The 24,621-nt window shown below is 52.8% G+C and carries 28 protein-coding genes; 6 read left to right on the forward strand and 22 right to left on the reverse strand.

Annotated elements, in window-relative coordinates; translation table 11 throughout:
- The first annotated feature begins 26 nt into the window (after positions 1-26).
- Positions 27-461: a DUF3052 family protein gene (locus tag ACO0LL_RS16550; RefSeq protein ID WP_422951951.1), complete on the forward strand. Its 435-nt coding sequence runs from the start codon at positions 27-29 to the stop codon at positions 459-461.
- Between the two features lie 26 nt (positions 462-487).
- On the opposite strand, the gene ACO0LL_RS16555 is transcribed toward ACO0LL_RS16550, so the two are convergent.
- The 3 genes from ACO0LL_RS16555 to ACO0LL_RS16565 form a co-directional block, all read right to left on the reverse strand.
- A complete protein-coding gene (locus tag ACO0LL_RS16555) occupies positions 488-1,603 on the reverse strand; it encodes a carbonic anhydrase (protein WP_422951952.1) in 1,116 nt (371 codons plus the stop codon).
- Between the two features lie 123 nt (positions 1,604-1,726).
- Positions 1,727-2,029 carry a DUF1330 domain-containing protein gene (locus ACO0LL_RS16560; protein WP_162043836.1) on the reverse strand — a complete coding sequence of 101 codons (303 nt, stop codon included), beginning with the start codon at positions 2,027-2,029 and terminating at the stop codon, positions 1,727-1,729.
- A 22-nt stretch (positions 2,030-2,051) separates the two neighbouring features.
- Positions 2,052-3,050, reverse strand: a complete 999-nt coding sequence (locus tag ACO0LL_RS16565) for an NAD(P)H-dependent flavin oxidoreductase (RefSeq protein ID WP_422951953.1) — start codon at positions 3,048-3,050, stop codon at positions 2,052-2,054.
- A gap of 94 nt (positions 3,051-3,144) precedes the next feature.
- On the opposite strand from ACO0LL_RS16565, the gene ACO0LL_RS16570 reads away from it, so the two are divergent.
- Positions 3,145-3,999, forward strand: coding sequence for an enoyl-CoA hydratase-related protein (locus ACO0LL_RS16570; RefSeq protein ID WP_422951954.1), 855 nt, complete (start codon positions 3,145-3,147; stop codon positions 3,997-3,999).
- Positions 4,000-4,595: 596 nt separating this feature from the next.
- Here ACO0LL_RS16570 and ACO0LL_RS16575 read toward each other — a convergent pair.
- Complete coding sequence (locus ACO0LL_RS16575) at positions 4,596-5,555, reverse strand: GlxA family transcriptional regulator (RefSeq protein ID WP_422951955.1); 960 nt, start codon at positions 5,553-5,555, stop codon at positions 4,596-4,598.
- Positions 5,556-5,697: 142 nt separating this feature from the next.
- Between ACO0LL_RS16575 and ACO0LL_RS16580 the strand changes: the two genes are divergently transcribed.
- Both ACO0LL_RS16580 and ACO0LL_RS16585 read left to right on the forward strand, forming a co-directional pair.
- A complete protein-coding gene (locus ACO0LL_RS16580) occupies positions 5,698-6,003 on the forward strand; it encodes a putative quinol monooxygenase (protein WP_422951956.1) in 306 nt (101 codons plus the stop codon).
- A gap of 80 nt (positions 6,004-6,083) precedes the next feature.
- Positions 6,084-6,470, forward strand: a complete 387-nt coding sequence (locus ACO0LL_RS16585) for a DUF488 domain-containing protein (RefSeq protein WP_422951957.1) — start codon at positions 6,084-6,086, stop codon at positions 6,468-6,470.
- Here ACO0LL_RS16585 and ACO0LL_RS16590 read toward each other — a convergent pair.
- The 8 genes from ACO0LL_RS16590 to ACO0LL_RS16625 form a co-directional block, all read right to left on the reverse strand.
- Complete coding sequence (locus ACO0LL_RS16590; RefSeq protein ID WP_422951958.1) at positions 6,463-6,996, reverse strand: GNAT family N-acetyltransferase; 534 nt, start codon at positions 6,994-6,996, stop codon at positions 6,463-6,465. The two genes, ACO0LL_RS16585 and ACO0LL_RS16590, sit on opposite strands and share 8 nt — an antisense overlap.
- Positions 6,997-6,999: 3 nt before the next feature.
- A complete protein-coding gene (locus ACO0LL_RS16595; protein ID WP_422951959.1) occupies positions 7,000-7,377 on the reverse strand; it encodes a VOC family protein in 378 nt (125 codons plus the stop codon).
- Between the two features lie 38 nt (positions 7,378-7,415).
- Complete coding sequence (locus ACO0LL_RS16600) at positions 7,416-8,324, reverse strand: MBL fold metallo-hydrolase (protein WP_422951960.1); 909 nt, start codon at positions 8,322-8,324, stop codon at positions 7,416-7,418.
- Complete coding sequence (locus ACO0LL_RS16605; protein ID WP_422951961.1) at positions 8,321-8,959, reverse strand: 2-hydroxychromene-2-carboxylate isomerase; 639 nt, start codon at positions 8,957-8,959, stop codon at positions 8,321-8,323. The genes ACO0LL_RS16600 and ACO0LL_RS16605 overlap by 4 nt, the downstream gene beginning before the upstream one ends.
- A gap of 55 nt (positions 8,960-9,014) precedes the next feature.
- Entirely contained in the window at positions 9,015-9,230 is a 216-nt protein-coding gene (locus ACO0LL_RS16610; RefSeq protein WP_422951962.1) for a DUF1289 domain-containing protein, read from the reverse strand.
- On the reverse strand, positions 9,227-9,718 hold the full coding sequence (locus ACO0LL_RS16615; protein WP_422951963.1) for a YbaK/EbsC family protein: 492 nt from the start codon (positions 9,716-9,718) through the stop codon (positions 9,227-9,229). Before ACO0LL_RS16615 ends, ACO0LL_RS16610 begins: the two co-directional genes overlap by 4 nt.
- 134 nt (positions 9,719-9,852) lie before the next feature.
- Positions 9,853-10,179, reverse strand: a complete 327-nt coding sequence (locus tag ACO0LL_RS16620) for a hypothetical protein (RefSeq protein WP_162043845.1) — start codon at positions 10,177-10,179, stop codon at positions 9,853-9,855.
- Positions 10,180-10,274: 95 nt separating this feature from the next.
- Entirely contained in the window at positions 10,275-11,543 is a 1,269-nt protein-coding gene (locus tag ACO0LL_RS16625; protein WP_422951964.1) for a TIGR03862 family flavoprotein, read from the reverse strand.
- Positions 11,544-11,655: 112 nt separating this feature from the next.
- On the opposite strand from ACO0LL_RS16625, the gene ACO0LL_RS16630 reads away from it, so the two are divergent.
- Positions 11,656-12,822, forward strand: a complete 1,167-nt coding sequence (locus ACO0LL_RS16630) for a diguanylate cyclase domain-containing protein (RefSeq protein WP_422951965.1) — start codon at positions 11,656-11,658, stop codon at positions 12,820-12,822.
- 168 nt (positions 12,823-12,990) lie between these two features.
- Here the strand turns inward: ACO0LL_RS16630 and ACO0LL_RS16635 are convergent, their stop codons facing one another.
- The 6 genes from ACO0LL_RS16635 to ACO0LL_RS16660 form a co-directional block, all read right to left on the reverse strand.
- Positions 12,991-14,013, reverse strand: coding sequence for a substrate-binding domain-containing protein (locus ACO0LL_RS16635; RefSeq protein WP_422951966.1), 1,023 nt, complete (start codon positions 14,011-14,013; stop codon positions 12,991-12,993).
- Positions 14,014-14,451: 438 nt separating this feature from the next.
- Positions 14,452-15,255, reverse strand: coding sequence for a head GIN domain-containing protein (locus tag ACO0LL_RS16640; protein WP_422951967.1), 804 nt, complete (start codon positions 15,253-15,255; stop codon positions 14,452-14,454).
- Between the two features lie 68 nt (positions 15,256-15,323).
- A complete protein-coding gene (locus tag ACO0LL_RS16645) occupies positions 15,324-16,202 on the reverse strand; it encodes a DUF1700 domain-containing protein (RefSeq protein WP_422951968.1) in 879 nt (292 codons plus the stop codon).
- Between the two features lie 229 nt (positions 16,203-16,431).
- Positions 16,432-17,994 (reverse strand): glycerol-3-phosphate dehydrogenase, encoded by a 1,563-nt coding sequence (glpD, locus tag ACO0LL_RS16650; RefSeq protein WP_422951969.1) that lies wholly within the window; start codon positions 17,992-17,994, stop codon positions 16,432-16,434.
- Positions 17,991-19,124: an SMP-30/gluconolactonase/LRE family protein gene (locus ACO0LL_RS16655; protein ID WP_422951970.1), complete on the reverse strand. Its 1,134-nt coding sequence runs from the start codon at positions 19,122-19,124 to the stop codon at positions 17,991-17,993. The genes glpD and ACO0LL_RS16655 overlap by 4 nt, the downstream gene beginning before the upstream one ends.
- A 144-nt stretch (positions 19,125-19,268) precedes the next feature.
- Positions 19,269-19,772 carry a hypothetical protein gene (locus ACO0LL_RS16660; protein ID WP_422951971.1) on the reverse strand — a complete coding sequence of 168 codons (504 nt, stop codon included), beginning with the start codon at positions 19,770-19,772 and terminating at the stop codon, positions 19,269-19,271.
- Between the two features lie 408 nt (positions 19,773-20,180).
- Between ACO0LL_RS16660 and ACO0LL_RS16665 the strand changes: the two genes are divergently transcribed.
- Positions 20,181-20,837 (forward strand): thiol:disulfide interchange protein DsbA/DsbL, encoded by a 657-nt coding sequence (locus tag ACO0LL_RS16665; protein ID WP_422951972.1) that lies wholly within the window; start codon positions 20,181-20,183, stop codon positions 20,835-20,837.
- Between the two features lie 68 nt (positions 20,838-20,905).
- Here ACO0LL_RS16665 and ACO0LL_RS16670 read toward each other — a convergent pair whose 3' ends face one another.
- From ACO0LL_RS16670 to ACO0LL_RS16685, 4 genes are read right to left on the reverse strand one after another with little or no spacing between them, the layout of a single operon-like run.
- Positions 20,906-21,301: a YccF domain-containing protein gene (locus ACO0LL_RS16670; protein WP_422951973.1), complete on the reverse strand. Its 396-nt coding sequence runs from the start codon at positions 21,299-21,301 to the stop codon at positions 20,906-20,908.
- Between the two features lie 47 nt (positions 21,302-21,348).
- Positions 21,349-22,572, reverse strand: a complete 1,224-nt coding sequence (locus tag ACO0LL_RS16675; RefSeq protein WP_422951974.1) for an ABC transporter permease — start codon at positions 22,570-22,572, stop codon at positions 21,349-21,351.
- Positions 22,569-23,324, reverse strand: coding sequence for an ABC transporter ATP-binding protein (locus ACO0LL_RS16680; RefSeq protein ID WP_162043854.1), 756 nt, complete (start codon positions 23,322-23,324; stop codon positions 22,569-22,571). Before ACO0LL_RS16680 ends, ACO0LL_RS16675 begins: the two co-directional genes overlap by 4 nt.
- Complete coding sequence (locus ACO0LL_RS16685) at positions 23,324-24,565, reverse strand: efflux RND transporter periplasmic adaptor subunit (RefSeq protein WP_422951975.1); 1,242 nt, start codon at positions 24,563-24,565, stop codon at positions 23,324-23,326. Before ACO0LL_RS16685 ends, ACO0LL_RS16680 begins: the two co-directional genes overlap by 1 nt.
- Positions 24,566-24,621: the final 56 nt, after the last annotated feature.

Consider the following 24,621-nt stretch of genomic DNA (forward strand, 5'->3'; position numbering starts at 1 on the left):
AGGTGCTGTTTTCATTTTGATTGACGATGAACGCTAACTCCACCGGATACTCTGGCACACCACTGGTTAAAAAGCTCGGCATACAGCCTGGCAGCCATGTTTGCGCCAAACATGCGCCTGAAAACTATCTGGATTTGCTGGCAGCCTTGCCAGACGGCGTAGTGTTTGACAAAAAGCCTGCGTCTGCGACAGATATCGTCCATCTGTTCACTGACAAGAAAGCTGTCCTGATCAAGGAATTGCTGAACTATAAAAGCAGCTTGAGAAGTGACGCCGCAATCTGGGTATCCTGGCCCAAGAAAGCCTCGAAAGTACCGACCGATATTACGGAAGACACAATAAGAGAAGTGGCGCTACCTATGGGCTATGTCGATATCAAGGTCTGCGCCGTCAGCGAGATATGGTCAGGTTTAAAACTGGTGGTGCGCAAAGAATTGAGGCCGGACTGGCCGGCCTCATAGAAACATCTCATGGCAATGCTTGTTGCTTAATTCGATTCCTTGATCAAACGACCAGAGTTCTTTTGTATGGGCCGTGCATTCATGGGGTACAGGCGGCTGAATATGATCAACTGGTCAGGTGAAATTTCTACCGGCTCTTTCATGACCAGCCATAACACACCCTCACTGCAAGGTGGCGTCGTCAGCGAACCCATATAGGTATAGTAGTCACGCTTGACGGGAAGGATGTCATTCATGTCCATGGTCGTCAACGCCTGCACGGGATCATTTTTTTCCAGCGGCAGATTATTCCATACCTGCTGCACCAGGCTATGTGATTTGCCACGCTCTATCAGCACGGCGACCACGGCCAGCTTGCCATCGGCATCCTTGTGTACCAGATGCGCAACCATTTCAAAACTCTTGCCATTCACACGCTCTTCAGACGGTTTATGGAAATGGAATTGCACCAGCTCATAATTATGGCCCAGCACATTGATATAGTTACCCGCACCTATATTGACCTGTATGGTATGACCATTATCAATGACAGAGAAACGGCTGGGTTTATAGTCAAAGGCAACAGGATCAAGATTGACCTTGATGCCATCACGTATGTCGATAGGGGATTGCCTGTCACCGCTATCGCATTTGGCATTTGCGGTATTGAGCTTGCCCCAGTTCAAGGGGCCGCCTTCGCCCTGGTAACTCCAGTGTATATCCGCATGGCTGGCGGCCAGCGCTCCTGCTGCCGCAGCACTATTGGTACCATGATCTGTTTTTGCCCTGGCACTCTCCGGCCTGCGCACGGATGGCGCGTAGGCTGGCCTTACGACCGGCCTTGGCTGGCTGCGTGCTGCGGCCTCATCCTTGTCTTTGCGAATAACACTCAGGCGCTCTGCTATGCGTGCCGCCAGTTCATCGGCAGCCAGGGCTTCCTTGGCGCGGGCAGCAGCTTCTTTGGCGGATTCCTTGCTTTCCTTGCCTTCTTTGGAAGATGACTTGCGCTCTTCCTTGGCGGAAGCTGAGGCAGATGCTGAAGCCGAACTGGATGCTTCTTCTTTTGCTGATGCCGGCTTGATGGGTTTGGATGGCGGCGGGTCGTTCGCCTGGGCAGACAGGGCCAACAACATGGGGAATAGCAAGGCGAGGGAGCGGCGCATAATGGATAGCATTCAGGATTCGGTTTGCACAGAGATACCTTAGTTACGGCAAGTCTCTTTGCAAACTTGAATCCTGCGAGCAATTTGTGGTTTTTATGCCGAACCCGCTGCCACTGTCCCGGCTTATATGCCTTCAACGATGAACAGACGACCTATGGAATTGGCATGGCGAATTTCCATGGCTTTCGCATATTCAACCGAGTCATACCAGAGCTGCGCCTGCTGCAGACTGGGAAATTCAACCAGTACCGAGCGCCAGCCTTCATTATGGGCATCGTCCCTGCCCTCTTTTTGTACCCGCGTACCACCGCGAACCAGGAATTGCCCGCCATACTGGGCTACGCTGGCAGTTGCCAGTGGCCGGTATTCGGCATAAGCATCGGCATTGGTGACCTGGATTTCTGCAACGACATAAGCTTTACTCATGATATTCCTGATAATTAATTGATCATAAAGATAATACGCGCGCTTTCGCCGCCGCATATTCCAATTTCAAACGTGCCACGACTTCTGCCACGGTCAGCACATCATCCATCAAACCCACACCCTGGCCAGCGCCCCAGATATCGCGCCAGGCCTTGGCCTTGCTGCCGCCACCAGAACCAAAGTTCATCTGGCTCTTGTCGGCCACGGGCAAATTGTCCGGGTCCAAGCCGGCAGCGACGATGGATTTTTTGAGGTAATTGCCATGCACGCCGGTGAACAGATTGGTGTAGACAATATCCGCCGCCGCTGAGTCGAGAATGGCCTGGCGATATGCATCATCCACATTTGATTCAACAGTAGCCAGCCAGCGTGAGCCTATGTAAGCAAAATCGGCACCCATGGCTTGTGCTGCCAGCACTGCATCACCAGTCGCAATAGAACCTGACAGAGCGATCGGGCCATCAAAGAAGCGTCGTACTTCACCGACCAGGGCAAACGGCGACAACCCACCCGCATGACCACCCGCACCGGCTGCCACCAGTATCAGGCCATCAACACCGGCTTCCAGCGCTTTTTGCGCATGGCGTATCGAAATCACATCATGCATGACGATGCCGCCATAGCTGTGTATCGCATCCAGCATTTCTGGCGGTGGTGCACGCAGCGATGAAATGATGATAGGTATCTGATGCTTGACGCAGACTTCAACATCATGCGCGAGCCTGTCATTGGATTGATGGACGATCTGGTTGACGGCGATCGGGCCTATCAATGCATCTGGATGCGCTTCCTGGTGCGCTGTCAACTCGGCCTGCAATTCTGTCAGCCAGACATCCAGCAACTCGGCTGGCCTGGCATTCAGGGCCGGGAAAGAGCCGACGATGCCAGCCTTGCATTGCGCCGCTACCAGTTTGGGGCCACTGGCAATGAACAGGGGTGAGCCTATGACGGGCAGGCTAAGATGTTGCAAAGCGGATGGCAGGCGTGATGCAGATTGCAGTACAGGTGAATCTTGAGTCATAGTTGATATCCTCTAAGCTGAAGCACAGACAACAGATTTCTTGCATATATCCAGTATGATTTTACCGTGCAAATAAAAATCCTGTGGAGACACCATGACTTATCAATGTTTTGACTTCAGTATCAGCAATAAAATCGCCCACCTGCGCCTAAACCGCCCGGCTACGCTGAACACCATGCAGCCTGTGTTTTTCCGCGAGCTGACAGAGATTTTGCAAAACCTGCAAAACCAGGCAAATGCGCGCGTGCTCATCATCTCTTCTACTGGCAAACACTTTACAGCTGGCATGGCACTGGATGTCTTCGCCGGTGGTGGTATCACACTCGACGATGCCAGCGCCGTTGGCCGCGCCAATATCGCCCTGGCACTTAAAGACATGCACCATGCCTTCAATCTTATCGAATCCCTGCGCATGCCTGTCATCACCGCCATCCACGGCGGCTGCATAGGTGGCGGCGTCGATATGATTTGCGCCAGCGACATACGCCTGGCCAGCAGCGATGCTTTTTTCTGCATACAGGAAATCAACATAGGCATGACCGCCGACCTCGGCACTTTGCAGCGCCTGCCCAAGCTCATCCCCGAAGGCATAGTCCACGAAATGGCCTACACCGGCCGCCGCCTGCCCGCACAACGCGCACTGTCAGTTGGCTTGCTCAATGAGCTATTCGATACCCAGGAAGCCATGCTGGCAGCGGCACTGCAAATGGCCACAGAAATCGCCGAAAAACCCCCGGTCGCCATCTGGGGCAGCAAACAAGCCATCCACTACGCCCGCGACCACAGCACCCACGACGCCCTGCAACAAATGGGCTGGTTGCAATCAGGTATCTGGCAAAGCAGTAACCTTATGGAGGCTTTCATGGCTAAGCAGCAGGGCAGGGCTACCGAGTATGCGGATCTGGCACCTATTAGTTCGTTTTCTGAGGCGGCTTATAATTTGAAGTAGGTGTGTAGTTTGAAATACACTCAAACCACGTCAATCATTTCAAAAAAATTATGAAATGATTGAAACAAAGCGCAATAAGTATTTACGTTAATTCCAGGCCCAATGTTGGGCTGATGAAGCGTAGCCCAACCTACGCAAACAGACGCGTGTGTTGCTTTTGACGTTGGTGTTGCTTTTGACGTTGGTGTTGCTTTTGATTTTTGCAGTTCCCATGTGTAGCCGCCATTTGTGCGGTACAGAAAATGGAAAAAGAAGGACCGCTGTTTGAGCCGAAGGCGAGTTTCGGGCCTTCCCATTTTTTGTACCGCACAAATGGGAACCCCGCAGGGGCGGCTATGCCTGGGTCGCCTTTCTTTGAATACTTTCTTTGGCGACCAAAGAAAGTATTTCGGCTGCCGGGCCGAGACCCGGCTTGTATCCACGGAGGGCAATCGTTTTATTCAAAGTACGATATAAAAAAGCGATATGGTGTGCCAGGAACGCCACTGGATTCCAGCTAAAGGCATGCTGGAATGACGTAAATTAGATTGTCCGTAAATCAAAGTGTCGTTGGCTCGAACGCATATCGTCGAGGCGATGAGCGAGCAGCAAACCCCTCACCCTACCCTGATCTCCCGTATCCCCTTCCCCAACCTCCGCCTCAACAAAGTCCGCAAAGTCACCCCATCCGCATACCCCACCAGCCCAGCAATCTGCTCCACACTATGATTCGACGTCTTCAACAAATGCACCGCTTTTTCGATACGCAAATCCTGCACATACGACACCGGTGTCTTGCCCAATACTTCATGAATACGCCGCGCCAGCGTGCGCTTGCTGGTCGCCAGTGCATCGGCTGCCTCGTCCAGGTTAAAGCCCTGGTCAAGATGACTGCGCGCCCAGCGGTCGAAGCGTTCCACCATGGGGTCAGCATGCGCGAGGTGATCAGAAATGATGTAGGCCGTTTGTGAAGGCCTGCTATCAACCACCAGATAACTGGCAACCAGATTTGCCAGCTCAGGATTGCTCTGGCGTATCAGCCACAGCATCATGTCCATATGACTGAAGGCTGCACCCGCAGTCAGGAACTGGCCGGACTGAACTATCATGTGGCTGGTGTTCAGACGTATTGATGGATAACGCTGGCGGAACAGGGGATTGAGCCACCAGGTGGTCGTCGCATCCCGCTCGTCAAGCACACCGCTTTCTGCCAGTACAAAAGTGCCTATGCAGGCAGCGGCGATACGCACGCCATCATCTGCCCAGTCGCGCAAAGCCACACTCGCGTCTTGCACATCAGGGCGTGCCAGCGCCTGCATCAGGGTATCCGGCATTTTGTAACCCAGCGCGGGGACGATAACCAGATCAGGTGCGGGTACTTCATCTGCCCGCGCTACCGTCACACTCATGCCTTGTGCAGTTTGCACACGCCGCCGCGTGCCCACCAACGACACTTTAAAAGGTGGCGCCGGGTTGGCCTGCAAAGACGATAATTCATTCGCGGTCGTCAGTGCATCAAGGACGATGGACAGGCCGGTATCGAAAACGCCATCAAGGGCGAGGATGTTGATGTTCATCGTAATGTCAAATGAGGTTGTGGCAGGATTCATACCAAAGATGTCAATCGCGCCAGTATCACGCAAGTCCTTTGATCTGTAAAGTCTCACTTCATCGCAATCCTGCGATGCAAATATGGATACAAGCACAAGGAGAAAAATCATGATCAAGCACGCCCTGTTCGCCCGCTTTGAAGCCAAACCCGGCAAAGCTGCCGATGTCGCCGCCTTTCTGGAAATGGGCCTGGCCCTGGCCAATCAGGAAAGCACGACACCCATCTGGTTTGCCCTGCAATTGTCTGACAATGTTTTTGGTGTCTTTGATGCGTTTGAGACGGAAGCTGGTCGCCAGGCACATTTGCAAGGGCCGATTGCGCAAGCCTTGATGGCAAAGGCTGAAGAATTATTTACCGGCCCGCCCAGTATAGAAAAAATCGAAGTATTGGGATTGAAAAATCAGGCACTATAATCAATCAGTACCAGGCATGACCGGGCAGGCGGCATTTTTATTCTTAGCCACCCTGTTCGGCTCCAGATGAGGAGAGAGAAATGAGCATACGCATAGTCCAGTTGGGAACTGCACGCGCTGCCGGTGAAGGCCTGCGAATAGGCACGGTGAGACGACCACCACGCGGCGTGCCCAAAACTGAATTTGCCAGCCGTGATTACTATGATGTCTGGTTGCCCAATCTGTCACCGGGTGCAGACCTGATGGCACAGGGAAAAGCTGCCAGTACACCAGTTGAATGGAAAAAATTTGAACGCAGCTTCAGGGCAGAAATGCAGGAAGCAGATGCCAGCAAGGTACTGGATTTGCTAGCAGCGATGTCGAAGACCACGAATTTTTCTGTGGGTTGCTATTGTGAAGATGAGAGCCACTGCCACAGATCCATACTGAGGCAATTACTGGATGAGCGTGGCGCAGATATTATTTAAGCGCTTTTAACTGCTTGCACAGCACACGATTTTCATGTGCCTCGCCATCCATCAGAAAACTGGTCCTGCCTATATCTGCATAATTCTGCTTCGCATAAAACTGTAAGGCTCTGGCATTGTGTGCCCAGGGTGTCAGCCACATGAGATCAGCGCCATGGCTAGCCGCGCTGGTTTCAGCAGCATGCAGTAACTGGCTGCCCAGGCGCATGCGGGTGAAAGGCTCCTGCACATACAGCCTGTCGAGTTCAGCAGGGCAAATAGCGCTGACCAGCTCTTGCCTGCGCCCTACAGTGATCTGGGAAAATCCCAGTAGATGCCCATCACTTTCGGCGACATGAAAGAAAGTGCCCGGCAAGTCCAGCAGAGTGGCGATGGCAGCTATCGAGAATGATTGCAGTACTTCTCTTGCTATTGCTGGCCGTATGCCAGTAGTCGCATAGGTGTCAAGAAAAACCTGGGTCGCCAGCACCGACAGACAAAGCGCATCGTCTTGCGTGGCAGGCCGTATGTATACCGGAGGCGTCATGCTTTATTCGGTGACCGTGGTCACTGCCTCTATGTGATGCCCATCCGGGTCAATCAAAAACGCAGCGTAATAATACTCGCCATAATCAGGGCGCAAACCCGGTGCGCCATGATCACTTCCAGCGATGGCCAGTGCCGCCGCATGGAAAAGATCGACTGCCTTGCGCGTGCTGGCAGTAAACGCCAGATGAAAACCTGGGCCCGGCGGTCTCGCGTCTGGCCTCAATTTAAGACACAGGATATCTTTATCGTCGTACAGGCCATAGCCTATTGCGGTGTCATCTTCAAACACGCGACGGTAACCAAGGGCAGCGAGGGCGGCATCGTAAAATGCGCCAGCCAGCGCCAGATCGCGGACACCCAGAGAGATGTGATGCAGCATGGTATTTCCAGTTTGGATTTAATTGAATGGACAATAGACTATCGTGCGCTGATCAGCATATCGCCTTCCAGCCTTGCGGCCCCTGCCCTGACCAGTTCATCAGCCATTTGCGGTATCAGCACATGCGGCTCTATACCCAGCAGGCTGGCAGAAGAAGTTATGGTACGTGTGCCGCCGAGTTGTGTGACGGCGGTAGCGAGACTCATTTGCTGTGATTCGAGCAAGATGAAAGCCAGCATGACCTTGACTGCATTGCGGGCATTGCGGCGCGGGTCGGTACGCAGATAGTCGAGCCGTGATTCTGCCCTTTGCAAGGCTGCCGTCACATTGTCAAAGACCGGGCCATGGCCGGGGATGACGATGCGCGGATTGAGTTCACGTATGACTTGCAATATCGCCGCCTGTTCGGCAAAACCGGATTCACCTTCAAGCTCGGGAAAGATCACGCCAAAGCCGTTTTCCCACAGGGCATCGGCAGAAATCAGTATGCCTTCCTGTGCGCAGTACAGGATCATGGAATGGGGATCATGTCCAGGTGCAGCCATGACCTGCCAGTCCATGCCACCTAGTTGCAATGCATCGCCATGCTGTATTGCTGCATCAAAACTGAAGCGCTCGCAGCGCTGGCCTGTCGCAACATAAGTCAGTGCAGCCTCATCCCAGGCTGCCACTGCAGCCGTATCGGCAACCGGGATCAGGGTGCGGCAACCATATTGGCGCTGCAAGCTGGCATTACCACCGCAATGGTCGGAATGCAGATGGGTGTTGACCAGCAAATCCAGCTTGCGGCCATTCAGGGCATGTTGTATCAGCGCCATGGTCTGTGCAGCGTGGCTGAAGTAGCCACTATCAACCAGAGCGGTCTGATGCTCATCAATGAACAGGATATTATTCGAGGACAACCAGCCCCGTTCAAACACTTGCATGCAGTCAGGCAGTTGCATCATGTCTTACCTGCTATCTTGCGTTGCTGGCCATAAGGCATGGCTTGCGCAGCTGCCAGTTCTGCCGATACGAAGAAGGCATCGCCTTGCAGATAGGCCTGCAGCATGTCTGTACCATCGAGCCCCCAGAAGCAGCGGCCATCGACGACGGCGGTCGGCACACCAAATACGCGGGCGGCAATGGCCAGTTCACCATTGCGTTTTAATGCCTCCTTGACGGCGGCATCATCGAGCATGGCGGGTGTTACTTGCAACTCATCCAGCAGGGCTTGCCAGTGTTCTGTCTGCGCCGGTATATGACCATCGCGCCAGACGAAGCGAAATAGCCGCTGCACCACTGCTTGCGTGCTGCCCAGGGCCAGACACAGGCGCAACAAAGGCAGGGGGTTAAAGGGATGTTCAGGCAGCATGCGCAAAGGGATGCCATGCTTGTGTGCCAGCCAGACGCAATGCTCAAACGTCCACTGACGCTTGGGCGCAATTTCTGCCGGGCCCTTGTTATCCCAGTGATTGAGCAGGCCAGCGAATAAAACCGGGCGGTAATTGATCTGCGACACGCCTTGCAATTGATGCAGCATTTCACTCTGCAAATAAGCAAAAGGAGAAATAAAATCGAAATACCAGTCCAGTTGTTTCACTCACTATCCTTTCGTGATGGCATGTGCGCTACTTGGTCAATAACTTGGGCAATATTCAGGGCAGCATTCTTTGCTGCACCAGATCCCAGATTTCCAGCTTCTTGTGATTGTCTGCCTTGCTCCAGCAAATGATTTCATCGATGTTGCGATAGCAGCCTGTGCACAAGCCTGTCTTCTCATCCATGCGGCAGATATTCACGCAGGGTGAAGGCACGGTTGCACCAGGCTTAATGACAAACTGGGCCGGGTCAAATTCATACAGGATATTCATGCGCGCAAGGCCACATCAGCGACAGGTGCACCTGTCATGTTTTTCAATTGCTCGGGTGTCAGTCTGAAGACTGCATGTGGATGACCGGCAGCAGCCCAGACATGCGGGTATTGCAGCAAGTCTTCATCGATGAGCATGACGGTTTTTTCTACATGGCCGATAGGGCAGACGCCGCCTATGGCATAGCCGATTTTTTCCTTGACGAAGCGGGCATCAGCTTTGCCCAAAGGGCCGACAATCGCTGCGACCTTGTGTTCATCAACCCGGTTGATGCCACTGGCAACGACCATGACGGCAACATCATCGGCAAGGCGGCGGAAAACGATTGATTTGGCGATTTCTGCGACCTGGCAACCCAGGCCTGCTGCGGCCTCGGCAGAAGTCTTGCCGGTTTCTGGCAACATGACCACAGTCTGGTCATGCCCGAGGCTGTGCAGCAATTGGGCAACGCGCTGGGCGGTTTCGGGTAAAACAGTATCTTTGGACATGATGCGCAGGCAAATAAATCAAAGCCTGTTTATATCATAAGCAAAGTCAGTCTGCTCATCATGCAGGTATGTCCTGGCCCTGGTCAAGTCTCAATCGGGACTCAATCGGGACTCAATCAGGACTCAATCAAGCCTCAGCCATGCCAGTGGGCTAGCAGAGCAGTATGCTGTTCGGGCACTTCAAAATATTTCATGGCGGCGCGATATTCATTGCCGCTCAAGATGGAATAAATACAGGTGGCCTTGCACACCACCTGGGTGCGTTGTGAAGCGTCACCCGGTTTGGGGACTTCCATCATCATCTGGTAAGTCTGCTTTTCTTTGAGAGCAGCACTGCACTGCATTTGTATGCTGGCAGAAGTAAAGCTGACTATCTTTGCTGGCACGATCTTGCCAGGAACTACCTGTATAGCACCGCGCCACGTAACGTTGGCGCGCGCAGCGTTATGGGAATCACTCATACGGACAAATACCTGAAATGCAAATTCATGAATAGAATCAAATGATGCAGCGCGGAAACTATTATTGTACCGATTTCTGCGCTTGCCGGCAGAAACTATTTCAGGTCATCAAGATTGTTTTCCAGCCAGTTGGCTGCGCCTGTTGCGGCTTGTCTGGCTGTCGCGAAGCAGGCTGTCAGCAAGTAACCGCCGGTGGGTGCTTCCCAGTCCAGCATTTCACCGGCAAAAAACAGGCCGGGATGCTGTACCGCCATGAGGTTTTCATCGAGGGCATCGAAGCGCAGGCCACCGGCGCTGCTGATGGCTTCATCGATGGGTCGGGTAGCCTTGAGCACAACTGGCAAGGCCTTGATGGCCTGTGCCAATAACTGTGTCTGGCTAAACTCTGTTTTATCCAGACATTCATGCAACAAAGCCATTTTTAATGCATCCAGACCCAGACGGCTTTTCAAATGACTGGAAAGAGAACGTGAACCACGCGGATGTTCAAGCTCTGTCAGTACTTTTTCCAGCGGCGTGTCTGGCAATAAATCCAGCTCCAGCACTGCCTTGCCCTGGTTATGCAATTGCTGACGCAGCGCAGCAGAGAGCGCATAAATCAGGCTGCCTTCTACGCCTGTAGAGGTGATGACAAACTGCCCCTTGCGCATGGGCTGAGTACTGTGTTTTACCCTGGCTGCCACTGTCAGCAAAGGCTGACCGGCAAACTTGTCTTTGAAAAATGTGGTCCAGTCGAGATCAAAGCCACAATTGGCGGGCTGCAAATCTGCTACATCCATGCCACGCTGTCTGAGCAGGCTTACCCAGGCACCGTCTGACCCCAGCCTGGCCCAGCTGCCACCGCCAAGTGCAAATACCTGTGCCCTTGCAGGCAGGCAGACTTCACCATCCGGAGTCGCAAAGCGTAGCTGGCCTTGCTCATCCCAGCCCAGCCAGCGATGCCGCATATGGAAGCGCACACCTTGCTGACGCAGGCGATGCAGCCAGGCACGCAACAGGGGCGCGGCCTTCATATCGACCGGGAACACCCGGCCAGAACTGCCTACATAGGTTTCTATGCCCAGATCCTTTACCCAGGCACGCAGGGCTGCTGCATCAAACTGGCCTATCATGGGGGTCAGTTGTGCTTCCCGTTCGGCATACCGTGTCATGAAAGAGACAGAATTTTCAGAATGTGTGAGGTTCATGCCCCCTTTGCCTGCCATTAAAAACTTGCGTCCTGCCGAAGGCATGGCATCATAGACATCGACAGCGATGCCCCGCAGGGCCAGAGTTTCGGCAGCCATCAGGCCCGCTGGCCCGGCGCCGATAACGGCAACGCTGCTGGCTTGTGGATGATGATAATTACTCGCTTTTGTTTGCATAAGTTTGCGTCATAATATGGTTTTGCAGGTACTGCTTCCCGGCACCAGTCCCTGCAAACAAAGCTGATGTGTATCTGCCTGAATTCACCAGAAGTTACAACCAGGTACCCCTATGGTCAATCTGGATCGTGCTACGCTAGATTTAGTAGTTGCCTGCATCAGCGTGATTTCCATGCTGGTCATGCTGGCTGTTTGGCATATCAACCGCGACATGCCCGGCACCGGCGTCTGGGCGGCGGCGGCATCGATGGTCGCACCGGCTTTTTTGCTGATACGCCTGATCCCCCTCATCGACATCCCCATGTCCCTGATCGTCGCCTTTAACAACTCCCTGACCCTGACCACTACCCTGCTGATGCTGGAAGGCACGCTGCGTTTTCGCGGTTACCCATCCCAGATACGCTGGCGCTGGGGCCTGATACTGATCCCGGCGTTCATCCTGCTGGCATTCATCAACCGGGACGATATGATACGCCGTTATCTGTTCCATGACGTCATCGCTGCCAGCCTGATGCTGAGTACGGCATTTATCCTGATCTGGAAAACCCGTGACCTTGACTTGCTGGCAGCCTGCATAGGGGCGATTTCTTTAAGCATCATGGCGATAGGTTTTATCATGCGCTGGCATCTGGCATTCATTTCCAACAACAATGCTGAACTGGCGAAACATCCCTTATTGAATTTTATCTATCTTATCGTGGTGCTGTGCCTGCTGGGCTGGACTTATGGCGTCAGCGTCTGCTGCAATCTGCGTGCGCAGAAAAGCATACTGGAAATGGCCAGGGAAGATGTACTCACCGGCTTGCCTAACCGCCGTCATGTGGATGAAATGCTGGACAAGGCGATTGCCCAGAGCGGGCGCAACCAGCAGGGCTTTGGCTTTATCCTGATAGACCTGAACCATTTCAAGTCAGTCAATGACCGCTTTGGCCATCAGGCCGGTGACCTGCTGCTCAAGGAAGTGGCCAAACGCCTCAAAAGCTTTTGCCGCCACGCCGACTTTGTAGGCCGCATAGGCGGCGACGAATTCGTCGCCCTGACCTTTGGTGTCAACCAGGCATCCCAACTGGACAGCACCCTGCTACGCCTGAAGAAAATACTCGAAGGCCCCTGCACCATACAGGGACACAGCATAGAAATCGAAGCCGCCCTCGGCAGCGCCCTGTTCCCCACCGACGGCCGCAGCGCCGACAAACTCATGCAAACCGCCGACCAACGCATGTACATCGACAAGTCAGTACCAGAAAACATCCTTGCTGCAGTAACCCAGCGCGCATAAAAAAACAAAAGCCGGAAATCCGGCTTTATTAACACCTAGCAAGTAACTCTGAGTAAGCGTAGCGAGCGGCGTGAGTTTGGGTTAAGAAGCGCAGTCGTACTTTAGTACGGCGACGAATTTACCAATCTGCAGGCTCAAAATAAGGCCGCGCAGTAGCTTAATCAGAGATTACTTTGACCAGAACTTTTGATAGTGAGTCCGGAAGTCGTTTGCCGGCTCAAACATATTCTTTTGCCCGCCGTCATACGCAATATTCTGTGCCGTCACCAGATGCAGGGCGCTTACATAGTTGCTATGCTCGGCATTCGAAAAAGCACGGTTCAGTTCATCGACGATTTGCCAGGCATGCATGCCCAGAGGTTCAGGCACGGTCGCGGTTTGCAGGCTGTTGGCACGTATGCGCTTGTACGCAGTTGGCGAGCCATCACCGGCAGCGACAGCGACCAGTTTATTACTGGCAACCAGGCTGGCTGTTGTTGGCACTTCCAGCAAATCAAAATAGAAATCATTGACGCCGATGACATGGGTCCACTTCGCGCCGTGACGTTTGACCAGGCTTTCGACGACACCCTTCATCTTGATATGTGACTCTGCCAGAGGCACGTCTTCGAGGCTCAGCAATTTGCAACCCTCGCATTGACGTATGGTTTCTACGATGGCGGTGGATTTGGCCAGCAGGAAAGGATTGCTGGAGTCAGTGAAGACCACGATGCCGGCCTTGTTATTCGAATCGACCACCGTATATAGGGCAGCCAGTTGTCCAACCTCTTTGGGATTGGTGGCGATGTTGGTAAACAAGCCGTCAGTCGGGCCGCTTTTCGCCGCGGCATGCCAGCCAACCACGGGAATCTTGGCCTTGACTGCCGCTGCCATACCCTTGCTCTGGCTGGTGACATCTACTCCTGCCAGGATGATGCCATCGGCTTTCATGTCCAGCGCCTGGCTGATGATGGATGCGCCCTGGTTGCAACGACCACGGCAGTTGATAGGCAAGACTTCCCAACCTGCGGCGGTGCTGGCTTCGCGCACGCCGTTAAACACACTGCTGATGCCCGCATCACTCAGGTCTGCTGCGATGAAAACTATTTTCTTTTTCTTTTGCAGTGCAGGTCCATCAACCGGGCCTTCCCAGCGGTTTTTCAAAGACGCGGCCCTGGCCACTTTGGCATTGGCACGGCTTAGAAACTGCATGGGATTTTCTTGCGCGGCAGCAGCACTGATAAAGCTGAACACAACAAATAACGCGGTAAGGCACTTACTTTTGGTAGCAGTCATGATTCTTGGCAGGTCAGGTTGGTCAGAAAAATCTGCATGCACAAACAGCGCGCACACAAATTTTAATTTTTTCGATTGAAACAAATACTTACAACTGCGCAATGATTATTGCAGAAAAAAGCGTCAAGTAAATAGAGTTTCATTACCAGCGACTCAGCGTCGAATATTAAGCATAAAAATGAATGATATAAAGAATAAAATTTTCTACAAGTAAAAATTTCCTGTAGAAAATTTCATTCTTTTTAACAACACCTACTAAGGCGAACCAATTAACAACAGTTCAAGCTGCACCAATTTGGGTTTATCCTGTATTAAAACACCTGATTATCATGTGATTGTCATGCGATAAGCTGCTTACTCCCAATGTACATCTGCTGAACCATGGCGCTCTACATTGCGTTTTGCCGGGTTGCCAGACACATGCACGTCGCCACTACCAGTGACTTTGAGCTTGATTTCCTGACCAGCAAATACCTTGCTGCTAGATGAACCCATGGAATTCAGGTTGACCACAGCACTCTTGAGTGCAGATGCTTTCAAATCGCCGGAACCCGACAATCTGGCAGTAAAGCTTTTGACCTGGCCTTTGAGGATGCTGTCACCAGAGCCGTTGGAAGTAAGCTCCAGCAACTCACTATTACCCAGACCCAGATTCAGGTCGCCGCTGCCATTCAGGCTGGCAAATACTTGCTGATAATCGCCATCAAGGTTGATATTGCCTGAACCCTGCAGGCTTACTTCAAGTTTATTGCCCTTGAATCCTTTGATGACGGCGTCACCGCTGCCAGAAGTCTGCAGTTTTTCCAGGCCGGGTAAACTCAGTTCTATCCTGGTTTGCTCAGTCTTGCCGACGGAGATATAGATCCCGCGGGTACCGACAAACAAGGTATTGCCCTCCAGCCTGGTGGTCACCCTGGACACCAGCTTTGCATCGCCCTTGACGAGCAGCTCTGGCGTTGCCGCCTGTTTCAGTGCCAGGTCGATAGGGCCGCTGAGTACGATATTGACGATGGATGCCGTCACGGGGCGGACTTCACTGGCTGCCGAGCCGCTACTGACAACATTGCTGGCATGCGCCCTCATGAAGACCACGCTGGATGCCGTCAACACGACGGCCAGGCCCAACATGCCTATGCCTGTGCGTATGATATTTTTCATTTTTTCCTCCTGAAGCTAAATGAAACTAAAAAACCAAGTAAAACTAAAAATCGAAAACTGCGAACTCATCAGGCTGCATGACCCAGCTGCAATTGCGACAAGTTCCAGCGTAAATAATGCTTGAAGCCGATGAAGGTGTATTTGGTCATGAACATGCTCAACATCATCAGGGCAATCGAAGCCAGCAGCAAACCCAAACCTGAGAATAACTTGGTGCCGGAAAAGTGATTACCAAGCTCTACATGCAATTTTTCTGTCTGGCTTTCTGTGCTGACCGTGCGTGTGACCACAGTTGCGGAGGCGGCTGAGGCTGAGGCTGTTGCTGATGCAACTGAAGTAGCTGAAGTAGTGGATGTCGCCGAAGCCACAGATGCCGTTACCGGTGCGGCAGGTAGCGAAGCTGCCGCCTGGCCATGTTCATCCTGTTTTTCACCATCAATGAGTATGCCTGTTTCTGTCACATCCACCCTGACATTGTGATTGCGGATACGATGATTATCGTTGTGATTATGAACATGGTGCCTGCCAACAGGGATATCAAAGTTGAACTGTTCAACACCAGAGATGCTGGCAGCAGTGATGCCTATGCCAGCCACATACATCACCATGGCCACTATATAGGCTGAGCACAGCAGACTGAAGTAGGCCACAGCCGGGATCAGCATGAACAGGTTAAAAATCATCAGACCTATCAGGGCAACCAGCAAACCCGCAACATTGCCAAGGCTGAAATTTGTTTTTAATGCCTGATAACGCATGCTGGTTTTCTTTTGTGCCGCCAGCAGTTCAGGCTTGGGCAGGCCCGCTGCGATTTCTTCTTCAGACTTGCCTGCCACCATGGCATCGACGAACTTGCGCTCATATTCCCACATGGTGTCTTCAATGACGCTGGCGGGCAAGCCATCCAGGGCTTGGCGCAACGCGTTCATATATGCAGTCTTGTTCATGGCCATCTCCCGTTTTTTGATTTGGTATGATCAGAATAAGCAAAGCCGGGAAAGCTAGCCACAGACTTGCGACAGTGCGCAAATTTCTGGGGATAAACTGCGAAACTCGGGGATAGTCAGCAGCCGTATGCTGCACCAGGAAACGAGGATGATAGTAGTTTGCTATGACATCTGCATGTCAGGCTGAATGTCAGGCTACATGTCAGGCTGAATGTCGGGCTGATACAGGCTAGAGAACGGGTAACTGGATTGGCGCAGTATGGAGGTCCAGCCATTCCTGCAAATGACTGGTGTCTTCCCCCAGCAAATGCAGGCCCAGTCGGCTGCGGCGCCAGAGTATGTCATCAACCGTGCGTGCCCATTCATGCGTGACCAGATAGGCCGCTTCAGCCACATACAGACCCGGCACCAGCATCTCGCCCATGTCGGCCAGTGAGTATTTATCTTTAAGCAAGACGTGGATACGGCTGCCATAGGCGTGGGCATAGCGTTCTGCCAGATGCGGCGGCAGCCAGGCATATTGTTGCTGGCATTGGTGTATGAATAAGTGAAATTCACTGACGGCGCGGTTTTCTGGCGACTCGCCATAAATATCACCGCCGGGCAGGCAGGCATGTTCTGTCCAGGCAGAGTTGGCATTATTCAGCAGGGGTGCCAGCATGGACAAGGCCTCTTCGGCCAGTTTGCGGTAAGTGGTGATCTTGCCGCCAAATACATTTAGCACCGGTGCACCGGCAGTATCAAGTTCCAGCCGGTAATCGCGGGTCAGGGCGGCAGCTTTTTCCTTGCCTGTTTCCACGGTTTCTTCCACCAACGGGCGTACGCCTGAATATGACCACAAGACATCGGCAGGGCTGATGGCCTGGGTAAAGTAATGGCTGGCCAGTTCACACAGGTAGGCGACTTCTGCTTCACTGATTGCCACTTCATCGAGTGAGCCCTGGTAATCCAGGTCGGTCGTGCCTATCAGGGTAAAGTCTTGTTCATAGGGTATGGCAAATACGATACGGCCATCAGGATGCTGGAAGATATACGCATAAGGGTGATGGAACAGGCGCTGCACAACGATATGGCTACCCTTGATAAGGCGCAAATGCTGGACTGCACCCTGATGCAGGACCTGCTGCAAGGTATTGATGGCCCAGGGGCCGCTAGCATTCACGAGGCTGCGGCTTTGCACCATCATCATGCTGCCATCGGCCTTTTGCAATTGCACCAGCCAGTGTTCCGCCTGCCGTCTGGCCGACACGCAACGGGTGCGCGTCATGATGGTGGCCCCTTTTTCTGCCGCCTGCATGGCGTTCAGCACAACCAGACGGGCATCATTGACCCAGCCATCAGAATAGGCAAAACCACGGCGAAAGTCTGCCAGCAGGGGTTGTCCGGCGATATGTTTTTGCAGGTTGATGGATTCTGCGCCGGGCAATAATTCGCGTTTCGCCAGGTGGTCGTACAGGAACAGGCCCGCCCTGATCATCCAGGCCGGACGCTGCCCTTTGTCGTGCGGCATGACAAAACGCAAAGGGCTGATAATATGCGGTGCAGAGCGCATGAGCACTTCACGTTCCTGCAAGGCCTTGCGCACCAGGCCAAATTCATAATATTCAAGATAACGCAAACCACCATGAATGAGCTTGGTCGATGCTGATGAAGTATGCGAGGCCAGATCATCTTTTTCGCATAACAGCACACTCAGGCCACGCCCGGCTGCATCGCGGGCGATGCCGGTGCCATTGATACCGCCACCGATGACGAGTACATCGACTTCAGGGATGGCGGGCATGCTTTTCATTTCTTGACCAGGTGATTCGGTAACCAGCCTATGCCATGCGCATGCAGGCTCTGGATATACAGGCGGTCTTCGGTTTCGGTGACACCTGTGGTTTCTGGATAATGCCCTGTGGGATCTTGCAAATCAGCGACGATTTTGCCAGCCTCATTAAATGCCAGCACATGACCATAGGCTGGTGGCACTGGCCACAATACGCGTGGCAGACGCAGGGTAATGCTGCGCAGCCAGGGTGTCTCTGCCATGTTATCAATCGCCGCGCCGCGTGGTTTGGCCAGGCCCAGCCAGATACGGCCATCGCGGCCACGCATGAGATTGTCAGGGTAGCCGGGCAAATCACGCAGCAGGATAGTGGCCAGTTTTTTATCTGGCTTGTTTTTGATATGCAGGGAGTCAGCAGTGACCGCTATTTTCCAGATACGGTATTCACCGGTTTCGGCAACGATGAGGCTTTGTTCATCAGCACTGAGTGCCAGGCCATTGGCAAAGCACAGCCCATCGGCAATCAGGCGCGTCTGTTTCGTCGCGGGGTCATATTCCAATACCCGCCCGGTCGCTGAATGTTCGAGGATGTCGAGTACGCTGGCGTGGAAGGTGCCGCCAGATTCCTTGGCACCAAAGCGCTGGCTGGCATCCGTGAAATAAATCTTGCCGGATTTGGCAACGACAACGGCATCGGCATACAGGATGGGGCTGTCGCCTATCTTGTCAGCGAGGACAGTGATTTGCTTGTCAGGCGCAATCGAGAGTATGCCGCGAAACGCATCTGCTGCAATCATATTGCCTGCCGCATCAAACATGAAGCCCAGCACCCTGCCCTCAGTATTAACCCAGACTTCACGCTGGCTGCCATCTGGCTGCATACGCAAGATCGCACCGGAGGTGACAGCGGCATACAGCTTGCCGTCCGGTCCCATGGCGATATGCTCGGGGCCGGTTTCTTCGCCTATATCTATGGTTTTCAGCGCAGCCAGTTTTTCATTACGTGCATGCGGTGGCGAATAACCGGCAAAAGGCGTGGCCTGCCAGGCAACCGGATTGATAGGCACAGGTGCCAGCAAGAGATAGGCTGCCAGGATCACTATCAGGGCTATGACCAGCAATAACAGGCGTATGATCCATTTTTTCAACACTCATCTCCTCGCATTTCCGCACAGCGCAAGCAGATTTCCCGCGGGGAAATCCAGGCAAGCCTGTATTTTGCACTGCCTGAATATAATTTTGATATTTATTTTAAGGGATGTTGCGGGAAGACAAACAAAGGTGCATGCAGTTTCTCAGCCGTGGCAGTGCACTGCATCATAGGTACGCAACCAGGTCATCTGTAAAATCCGTGCATCATTGCTGGCCCGGTGGCGTGAAATATTCAAATCTTCCTGCACCTGGTCCTTGGTGGCATGCCACAGGCCTTCCTGCTGTGGACTGATGATCTCGCGCAAATCGGCCAGGCGAAAATTCGGTACCCTGTCGGCCGCATCATATAAGAGCGCCATCCAGACATAGTCCTGGGTCCAGCCGTCGGTATATACCGTCATACCCGCCAGTTCAGTATTCAGTTGCTCGGTCACGAGGCTGGCTGACTTGCCTCTCTCAACCAGAATTTCGCGCGGAATGCAGTGTATGCGGGCAGCGTGGACGTCCCAGTGCTGCCAGTCAGATTCTGGCCTGATGAGAGTGCACCAGCCTTCACCATGACGGCGCGAGTAACCTACCTCAATAGGGTAGCTACCTTTGCCAAAGCCTGAGGCTTCGAAGTCAATCACGATGGGCACGGTCATCATTGCAGATGCTCCATAGTCTGGGCTAATCTGGGCTAAAGCGGTGATTGCTGCTGGGCTGACATCTCCCCCGTTACTCCGGTCACTGACGGGGAGTACGGTTTCATTTTTCTACGAATACCGGCGTCACGCAAGTTTTTGCGCAAGATTTTGGTCGTTTGCACTGCTATTTAAAGATATTTCATGAATATGTCGCAATTTATAGTCTGTTTGTATCAAGACTTCATATCCGTGAACAATATCCGTGAACAATTCCGCCAATTGCCTGTCCAACAGCAGTCTTCAACCACTAATGTGCTGAGTCGCTGCCAGATTGCCAAAATACTGGTAAGCTCAGCGCCTTGTTTTGCTACCTGATTTTTGCTACCTGATTTTTGCTACCCGATTTTTGCTATCTGATAAAAGGAACCCATGCGCTTCTTACGCTTATTACTTGTCACCCTGGGCTTTGTCTCTGCGACAGCGCTCGCCTCTCCAGCCGCCCCAAAAGAAGGTAGCGATTTCATTACCCTCAAAAACCCGCAAGCCACCCAGGCCACGGGCAAGAAAATTGAAATCATCGAGTTTTTCATGTACCACTGCCCGGCATGTAATGCGCTGGAACCAACCATCAATGAGTGGGTGAAAAAGCAGGGCGACAATATCGTTTTCCGCCGCATCCATTTGCCACTGACCGGTGCCAAAGACCCAGAAGCACATCTGTTCCTGACACTGGAAGCCATGAATCTGGAAGCCAGCCTGCATGCGAAGGTACTGGCTAGCTGGCATGTGGAAAGAAACCGTTTGTCCAGCGACGATGACAATATTGCATGGGCAGTCAAGAATGGCATAGACAAAGCCAAGTTCGTGAGTTTTTATAATTCTTTCTCTGTACTTGGCAAACTACAAAGTCTGGGCAAGCTGGTTTCCAGCTACCAGGTCGATAGCACCCCGACCTTTATTGTCGATGGCCGTTTCCTGACCAATCCGGCGATGGTAGGTGGCGCTAATAGCAATATTTCACGCGACCAGCTGGGCGCAGCGACCATGCAGGTACTTGAAGGCCTGATGGCGAAGAGCAAGAAATAATCCGCTGCACCAAAACAAAAAAGCTCAGGACTAAAAATCCTGAGCTTTTTTGTTTTTTTGTTCTGGCTTTATTTATCCACGACCGTCTTACCTATAGGCGCTATGGCAATTGCTGCCAACTTCAGATGTTGTATGCCAAAAGGTATGCCTATGATGGTGATAAAGCAAAACAGAGCAGACATCAAATGGGCCAATGCCAGCCAGAGGCCCAAAAAGATGAACCAGATAATATTGCCCACCAGGCCGAGTGCCCCGGTACCTATGTCTTCCTGCCCGCTGACATCGGCGCGGTTGACGACTTCTTTACCAAAAGGCATGAAGCTCAACTGACCTATGACAAAACAGGCCCTGCCCCAGGGTATGCCTATGACGCTGATAAAAGCGAGCAGACCTGCAAACCACCATGCCAGGCCAGTAAAAAATCCACCCAGTATCAGCCACAAAATATTACCTAGTAAACTCATCGCTCGCTACTCCTTATTTTTTTTCATTTCTTAGTGGTAAACATATATCACTCATAGCGCAGACAATCTACAGGTAATAAACGTGAAGCGCGACGTGCAGGGTAAAAACCAAAGAAGATGCCAACAAAGCTGGCAAAGCCGCAGGCCACAACCATCGCTTGCAAACCTATGACGACTTCGAGTTTACCGGTAGAAGTAATCGCCGCCGCACCCGCCATCGCCAGCAAAATGCCTATGATGCCGCCAACCAGGCAAATCACCACAGCCTCGGTCAGGAACTGCAACAACACGTCACGTGGCTTGGCACCTATCGCCATGCGTATACCTATTTCTCGGGTACGTTCAGTGACTGACACCAACATGATATTCATGATGCCTATGCCCCCTACGATGAGAGAGATGGCACCAATGGCACCCAGCATGGCAGCCAGGCCCGCACTGATCTTGGCACCGGTCTCGGCAATCGAGGCCAGGTTATCGATGCGGAAATCATCTTCCTGTCCGGCCTTGATATGGTGGCGGTCACGCAGCATGTCCTTGATGTCTTCTTCTGCGTCCTTCAACTGCTTGTCGCTCTTGCCCTGCACCACGACATAATGCACATTGCGCGGGAAAGGGCTGCGCATCAGGGTCGCGCGGGCAGAGGTAATCGGGATCAGCACCATCTCACCGAGGTCACCACCATCAAACATGCGGCCCTCCCCCTGTAATACGCCAACCACCTGGAAGGGCACATTGTCGATGCGCACGAACTGGCCTATGGGATTATCTTTGTAAAAAAATTGATCAGCCAGTTTCTTGCCTATGATGACCATGCGTGCCGCACCACGGATGTCGGAATCACTGAATTCATTGCCCTGATCGACTTTCCAGTTACGCACCTTGAACATTTCTGGCGTGACACCAAGCACGGCATTATTGGAATTGTCATTCCCTACCGTCAGTTGGAAAAAGCCCTGCAAGGCAGGCGCGGCACCATTCAGGCTGCTTAAGTCATTCAGGGCCAATGCATCTTCTACCGACAAAGAAGGGGCAGTACCAGTACGTGCGCGCACGCCCTGGGTACGGTTCGCGCCTGGCGAGATAATCATCAGATTGCTGCCCAATACTTCCAGCTCCTTGGCGATGAATTTTTTCGCGCTTTCACCAACGGCCAGCATCATGACGACCGAGGTAATACCGATGATAATGCCCAGCATGGTCAGGGCCGTGCGCAAGCGATTGGCATTCATGGAACGGAATGCCTCTATAAAAACCTGGAGGAAATTCATTTGCTACCTCCCTGTGCTTCTGAGTATTCAGCATGTGAGGCCGCCAGCTGGCGCAAGCCCTCTGCCGCCGGGCCATCATATAACACATGACCATCCTTGAGCCGTACCAGGCGTTTGCTATAGGCGGCAATATCCGGCTCATGCGTGACCAGCAAAATGGTGATGCCACGGTCTGCATTCAATTGCTGTAGCGAACGCATGATGTCTTCACTGGTCTGTGTATCCAGGTTGCCGGTAGGTTCATCTGCCAGTATCAATGGCGGATCAGCCACCAGGGCACGGGCAATCGCCACACGCTGTTGCTGGCCGCCAGACAATTGATTCGGCAGGCGTTTGGCATACTCCTTGAGCCCCACTCTTTCAAGTTCCACCAGCGCCTTCTTGTGTGCCTTGTCACGCCCGACACCCGCATAGATCAAAGGCAGGGCGACATTTTCTGCCACGCTCATGCGCTTGATGAGGTTGAAGCTCTGGAATACAAAACCGATAGTGCGGTTGCGTATGGTTGCCAGTTCAGCACGCGACAGGCTCAGGGTATCAACCCCATTGAGCAGATAAGAACCGCTACTGGCCTGGTCGAGACAACCAAGTATATTCATCAGCGTGGATTTGCCGGAGCCGGACTGGCCCATGACGGCCAAAAAATCGCCACGCGGCACCTGCACATCTATGCCATGCAAGACCTTGGTTTCTACGCCGCCAGAGAAATAACTCTTGGTCACCTGGCGTATCGCTATCAGGGTATCGCTCATCAGCGTGCCCCGGCTTTATCCAGTGCGCGGGTAATGACTTTGTCACCAGGTTTCAAATCACCGGAAATGACTTCGGTGTATTTAAAATTCGACAAACCGATTTTGACATCGACAGTTTTGGCCTGATTCTTGTCATCGAGTTTGTAGAGTTTGAAGGTGCGGGTCAGGTCTTTTTTGGTACGGAAGGCCACGTCATCATCAACGTCAGGCGCTGGCAAATTGGCACTGGCGGAAGCTGAGGCAGCAGCCGATCCGCTGGCATTTTTTTCCTTGTCCTTGAGCGCCTTGGCTTCTTTGGCCTGCTCTTCTTCGCTGGGCTTGTAACGCAGCGCAGCGGTAGGTATGCGCACGACGTTTTCACGGCTGCCAACGACCAGGCGCACCTGCGCTGTCATGCCGGGTTTCAGCAATTCATCCTTGTTATCGACATCCAGCACCACGTTATAGGTCACCACATTCTGCTGCACATTCGCCGCGAGGCGGAACTGGCGCAACTTGGCTTCAAATTCACGGTCAGGGTAGGCATCGACGACAAAACGCGCAGGCAAACCATCCTTGAGCAAGCCGACATCGGCTTCTGATACGCTGGTATCGATCTGCATCTTGGTCAGGTCACGCGCAATCTGGAACAGGTTAGGCGTCTGGAAAGAGGCTGCCACAGTCTGCCCCATATCAATCGTGCGCTTGATGATGACGCCATCTATAGGTGAACGTATGACGCTGTTGTTGAGGTCAGCCTTGACACGGTCTAGTTGTGCACGCGCCAGTTTGATATTGGCATCTGCCACTTCGACTTCGCGTTTGGCCTGGTCCATGGCGGTGCCAGAGATATAGTTTTGTGTGACCAGCTTCTGGTTACGATCCAGCGTGGCTTGCGCCAGGCGTTTTGATGCCTCGGCAGATGCCAGACTGGCTTCACTTTGCTTGATCTGGGCATTGAAGATGGTCGGGTCGAGCTTCAGCAAAACCTGGCCCTGCTTGACGCGGTCATTGAAGTCGGCCTTCAATTCCACCACCGTACCAGATACCTGCGAACCTACATTGATCAGTGCCACCGGATTGAGCGTGCCGCTGGCCGTGACAGTCTGGGTGATATTGCCTTTGTCAGCGGCAGCAGTTTTGTACTTGGGTTCCTCTTCCTTGGCCTTGCTGTTTTCCTTTTGATAGTACATGGCGACAGCACCGCCAACCAGCAGTACGGCAAGGGCTACAAAAACGCGTTTCTTCGTGAACACAGGCATGGTAAGAGATTTCCCAGGTTGTTAGGTACGCAGCAATGAAGCAGAAAGAAGCCAGA

Source organism: Undibacterium sp. TC4M20W (genome assembly GCF_049340245.1).
Lineage (GTDB): Bacteria > Pseudomonadota > Gammaproteobacteria > Burkholderiales > Burkholderiaceae_D > Undibacterium.

What these genes read in the sequence shown, in the direction of transcription:
- ACO0LL_RS16550 (WP_422951951.1), top strand. Translation starts at nt 27, where the DNA reads ATGAACGCTAACTCCACCGGATACTCTGGCACACCACTGGTTAAAAAG.
- ACO0LL_RS16555 (WP_422951952.1), bottom strand. Translation starts at nt 1,603, where the DNA reads ATGCGCCGCTCCCTCGCCTTGCTATTCCCCATGTTGTTGGCCCTGTCT.
- ACO0LL_RS16560 (WP_162043836.1), bottom strand. Translation starts at nt 2,029, where the DNA reads ATGAGTAAAGCTTATGTCGTTGCAGAAATCCAGGTCACCAATGCCGAT.
- ACO0LL_RS16565 (WP_422951953.1), bottom strand. Translation starts at nt 3,050, where the DNA reads ATGACTCAAGATTCACCTGTACTGCAATCTGCATCACGCCTGCCATCC.
- ACO0LL_RS16570 (WP_422951954.1), top strand. Translation starts at nt 3,145, where the DNA reads ATGACTTATCAATGTTTTGACTTCAGTATCAGCAATAAAATCGCCCAC.
- ACO0LL_RS16575 (WP_422951955.1), bottom strand. Translation starts at nt 5,555, where the DNA reads ATGAACATCAACATCCTCGCCCTTGATGGCGTTTTCGATACCGGCCTG.
- ACO0LL_RS16580 (WP_422951956.1), top strand. Translation starts at nt 5,698, where the DNA reads ATGATCAAGCACGCCCTGTTCGCCCGCTTTGAAGCCAAACCCGGCAAA.
- ACO0LL_RS16585 (WP_422951957.1), top strand. Translation starts at nt 6,084, where the DNA reads ATGAGCATACGCATAGTCCAGTTGGGAACTGCACGCGCTGCCGGTGAA.
- ACO0LL_RS16590 (WP_422951958.1), bottom strand. Translation starts at nt 6,996, where the DNA reads ATGACGCCTCCGGTATACATACGGCCTGCCACGCAAGACGATGCGCTT.
- ACO0LL_RS16595 (WP_422951959.1), bottom strand. Translation starts at nt 7,377, where the DNA reads ATGCTGCATCACATCTCTCTGGGTGTCCGCGATCTGGCGCTGGCTGGC.
- ACO0LL_RS16600 (WP_422951960.1), bottom strand. Translation starts at nt 8,324, where the DNA reads ATGATGCAACTGCCTGACTGCATGCAAGTGTTTGAACGGGGCTGGTTG.
- ACO0LL_RS16610 (WP_422951962.1), bottom strand. Translation starts at nt 9,230, where the DNA reads ATGAATATCCTGTATGAATTTGACCCGGCCCAGTTTGTCATTAAGCCT.
- ACO0LL_RS16615 (WP_422951963.1), bottom strand. Translation starts at nt 9,718, where the DNA reads ATGTCCAAAGATACTGTTTTACCCGAAACCGCCCAGCGCGTTGCCCAA.
- ACO0LL_RS16620 (WP_162043845.1), bottom strand. Translation starts at nt 10,179, where the DNA reads ATGAGTGATTCCCATAACGCTGCGCGCGCCAACGTTACGTGGCGCGGT.
- ACO0LL_RS16625 (WP_422951964.1), bottom strand. Translation starts at nt 11,543, where the DNA reads ATGCAAACAAAAGCGAGTAATTATCATCATCCACAAGCCAGCAGCGTT.
- ACO0LL_RS16630 (WP_422951965.1), top strand. Translation starts at nt 11,656, where the DNA reads ATGGTCAATCTGGATCGTGCTACGCTAGATTTAGTAGTTGCCTGCATC.
- ACO0LL_RS16635 (WP_422951966.1), bottom strand. Translation starts at nt 14,013, where the DNA reads ATGCAGTTTCTAAGCCGTGCCAATGCCAAAGTGGCCAGGGCCGCGTCT.
- ACO0LL_RS16640 (WP_422951967.1), bottom strand. Translation starts at nt 15,255, where the DNA reads ATGAAAAATATCATACGCACAGGCATAGGCATGTTGGGCCTGGCCGTC.
- ACO0LL_RS16645 (WP_422951968.1), bottom strand. Translation starts at nt 16,202, where the DNA reads ATGAACAAGACTGCATATATGAACGCGTTGCGCCAAGCCCTGGATGGC.
- glpD (WP_422951969.1), bottom strand. Translation starts at nt 17,994, where the DNA reads ATGAAAAGCATGCCCGCCATCCCTGAAGTCGATGTACTCGTCATCGGT.
- ACO0LL_RS16660 (WP_422951971.1), bottom strand. Translation starts at nt 19,772, where the DNA reads ATGATGACCGTGCCCATCGTGATTGACTTCGAAGCCTCAGGCTTTGGC.
- ACO0LL_RS16665 (WP_422951972.1), top strand. Translation starts at nt 20,181, where the DNA reads ATGCGCTTCTTACGCTTATTACTTGTCACCCTGGGCTTTGTCTCTGCG.
- ACO0LL_RS16670 (WP_422951973.1), bottom strand. Translation starts at nt 21,301, where the DNA reads ATGAGTTTACTAGGTAATATTTTGTGGCTGATACTGGGTGGATTTTTT.
- ACO0LL_RS16675 (WP_422951974.1), bottom strand. Translation starts at nt 22,572, where the DNA reads ATGAATTTCCTCCAGGTTTTTATAGAGGCATTCCGTTCCATGAATGCC.
- ACO0LL_RS16680 (WP_162043854.1), bottom strand. Translation starts at nt 23,324, where the DNA reads ATGAGCGATACCCTGATAGCGATACGCCAGGTGACCAAGAGTTATTTC.
- ACO0LL_RS16685 (WP_422951975.1), bottom strand. Translation starts at nt 24,565, where the DNA reads ATGCCTGTGTTCACGAAGAAACGCGTTTTTGTAGCCCTTGCCGTACTG.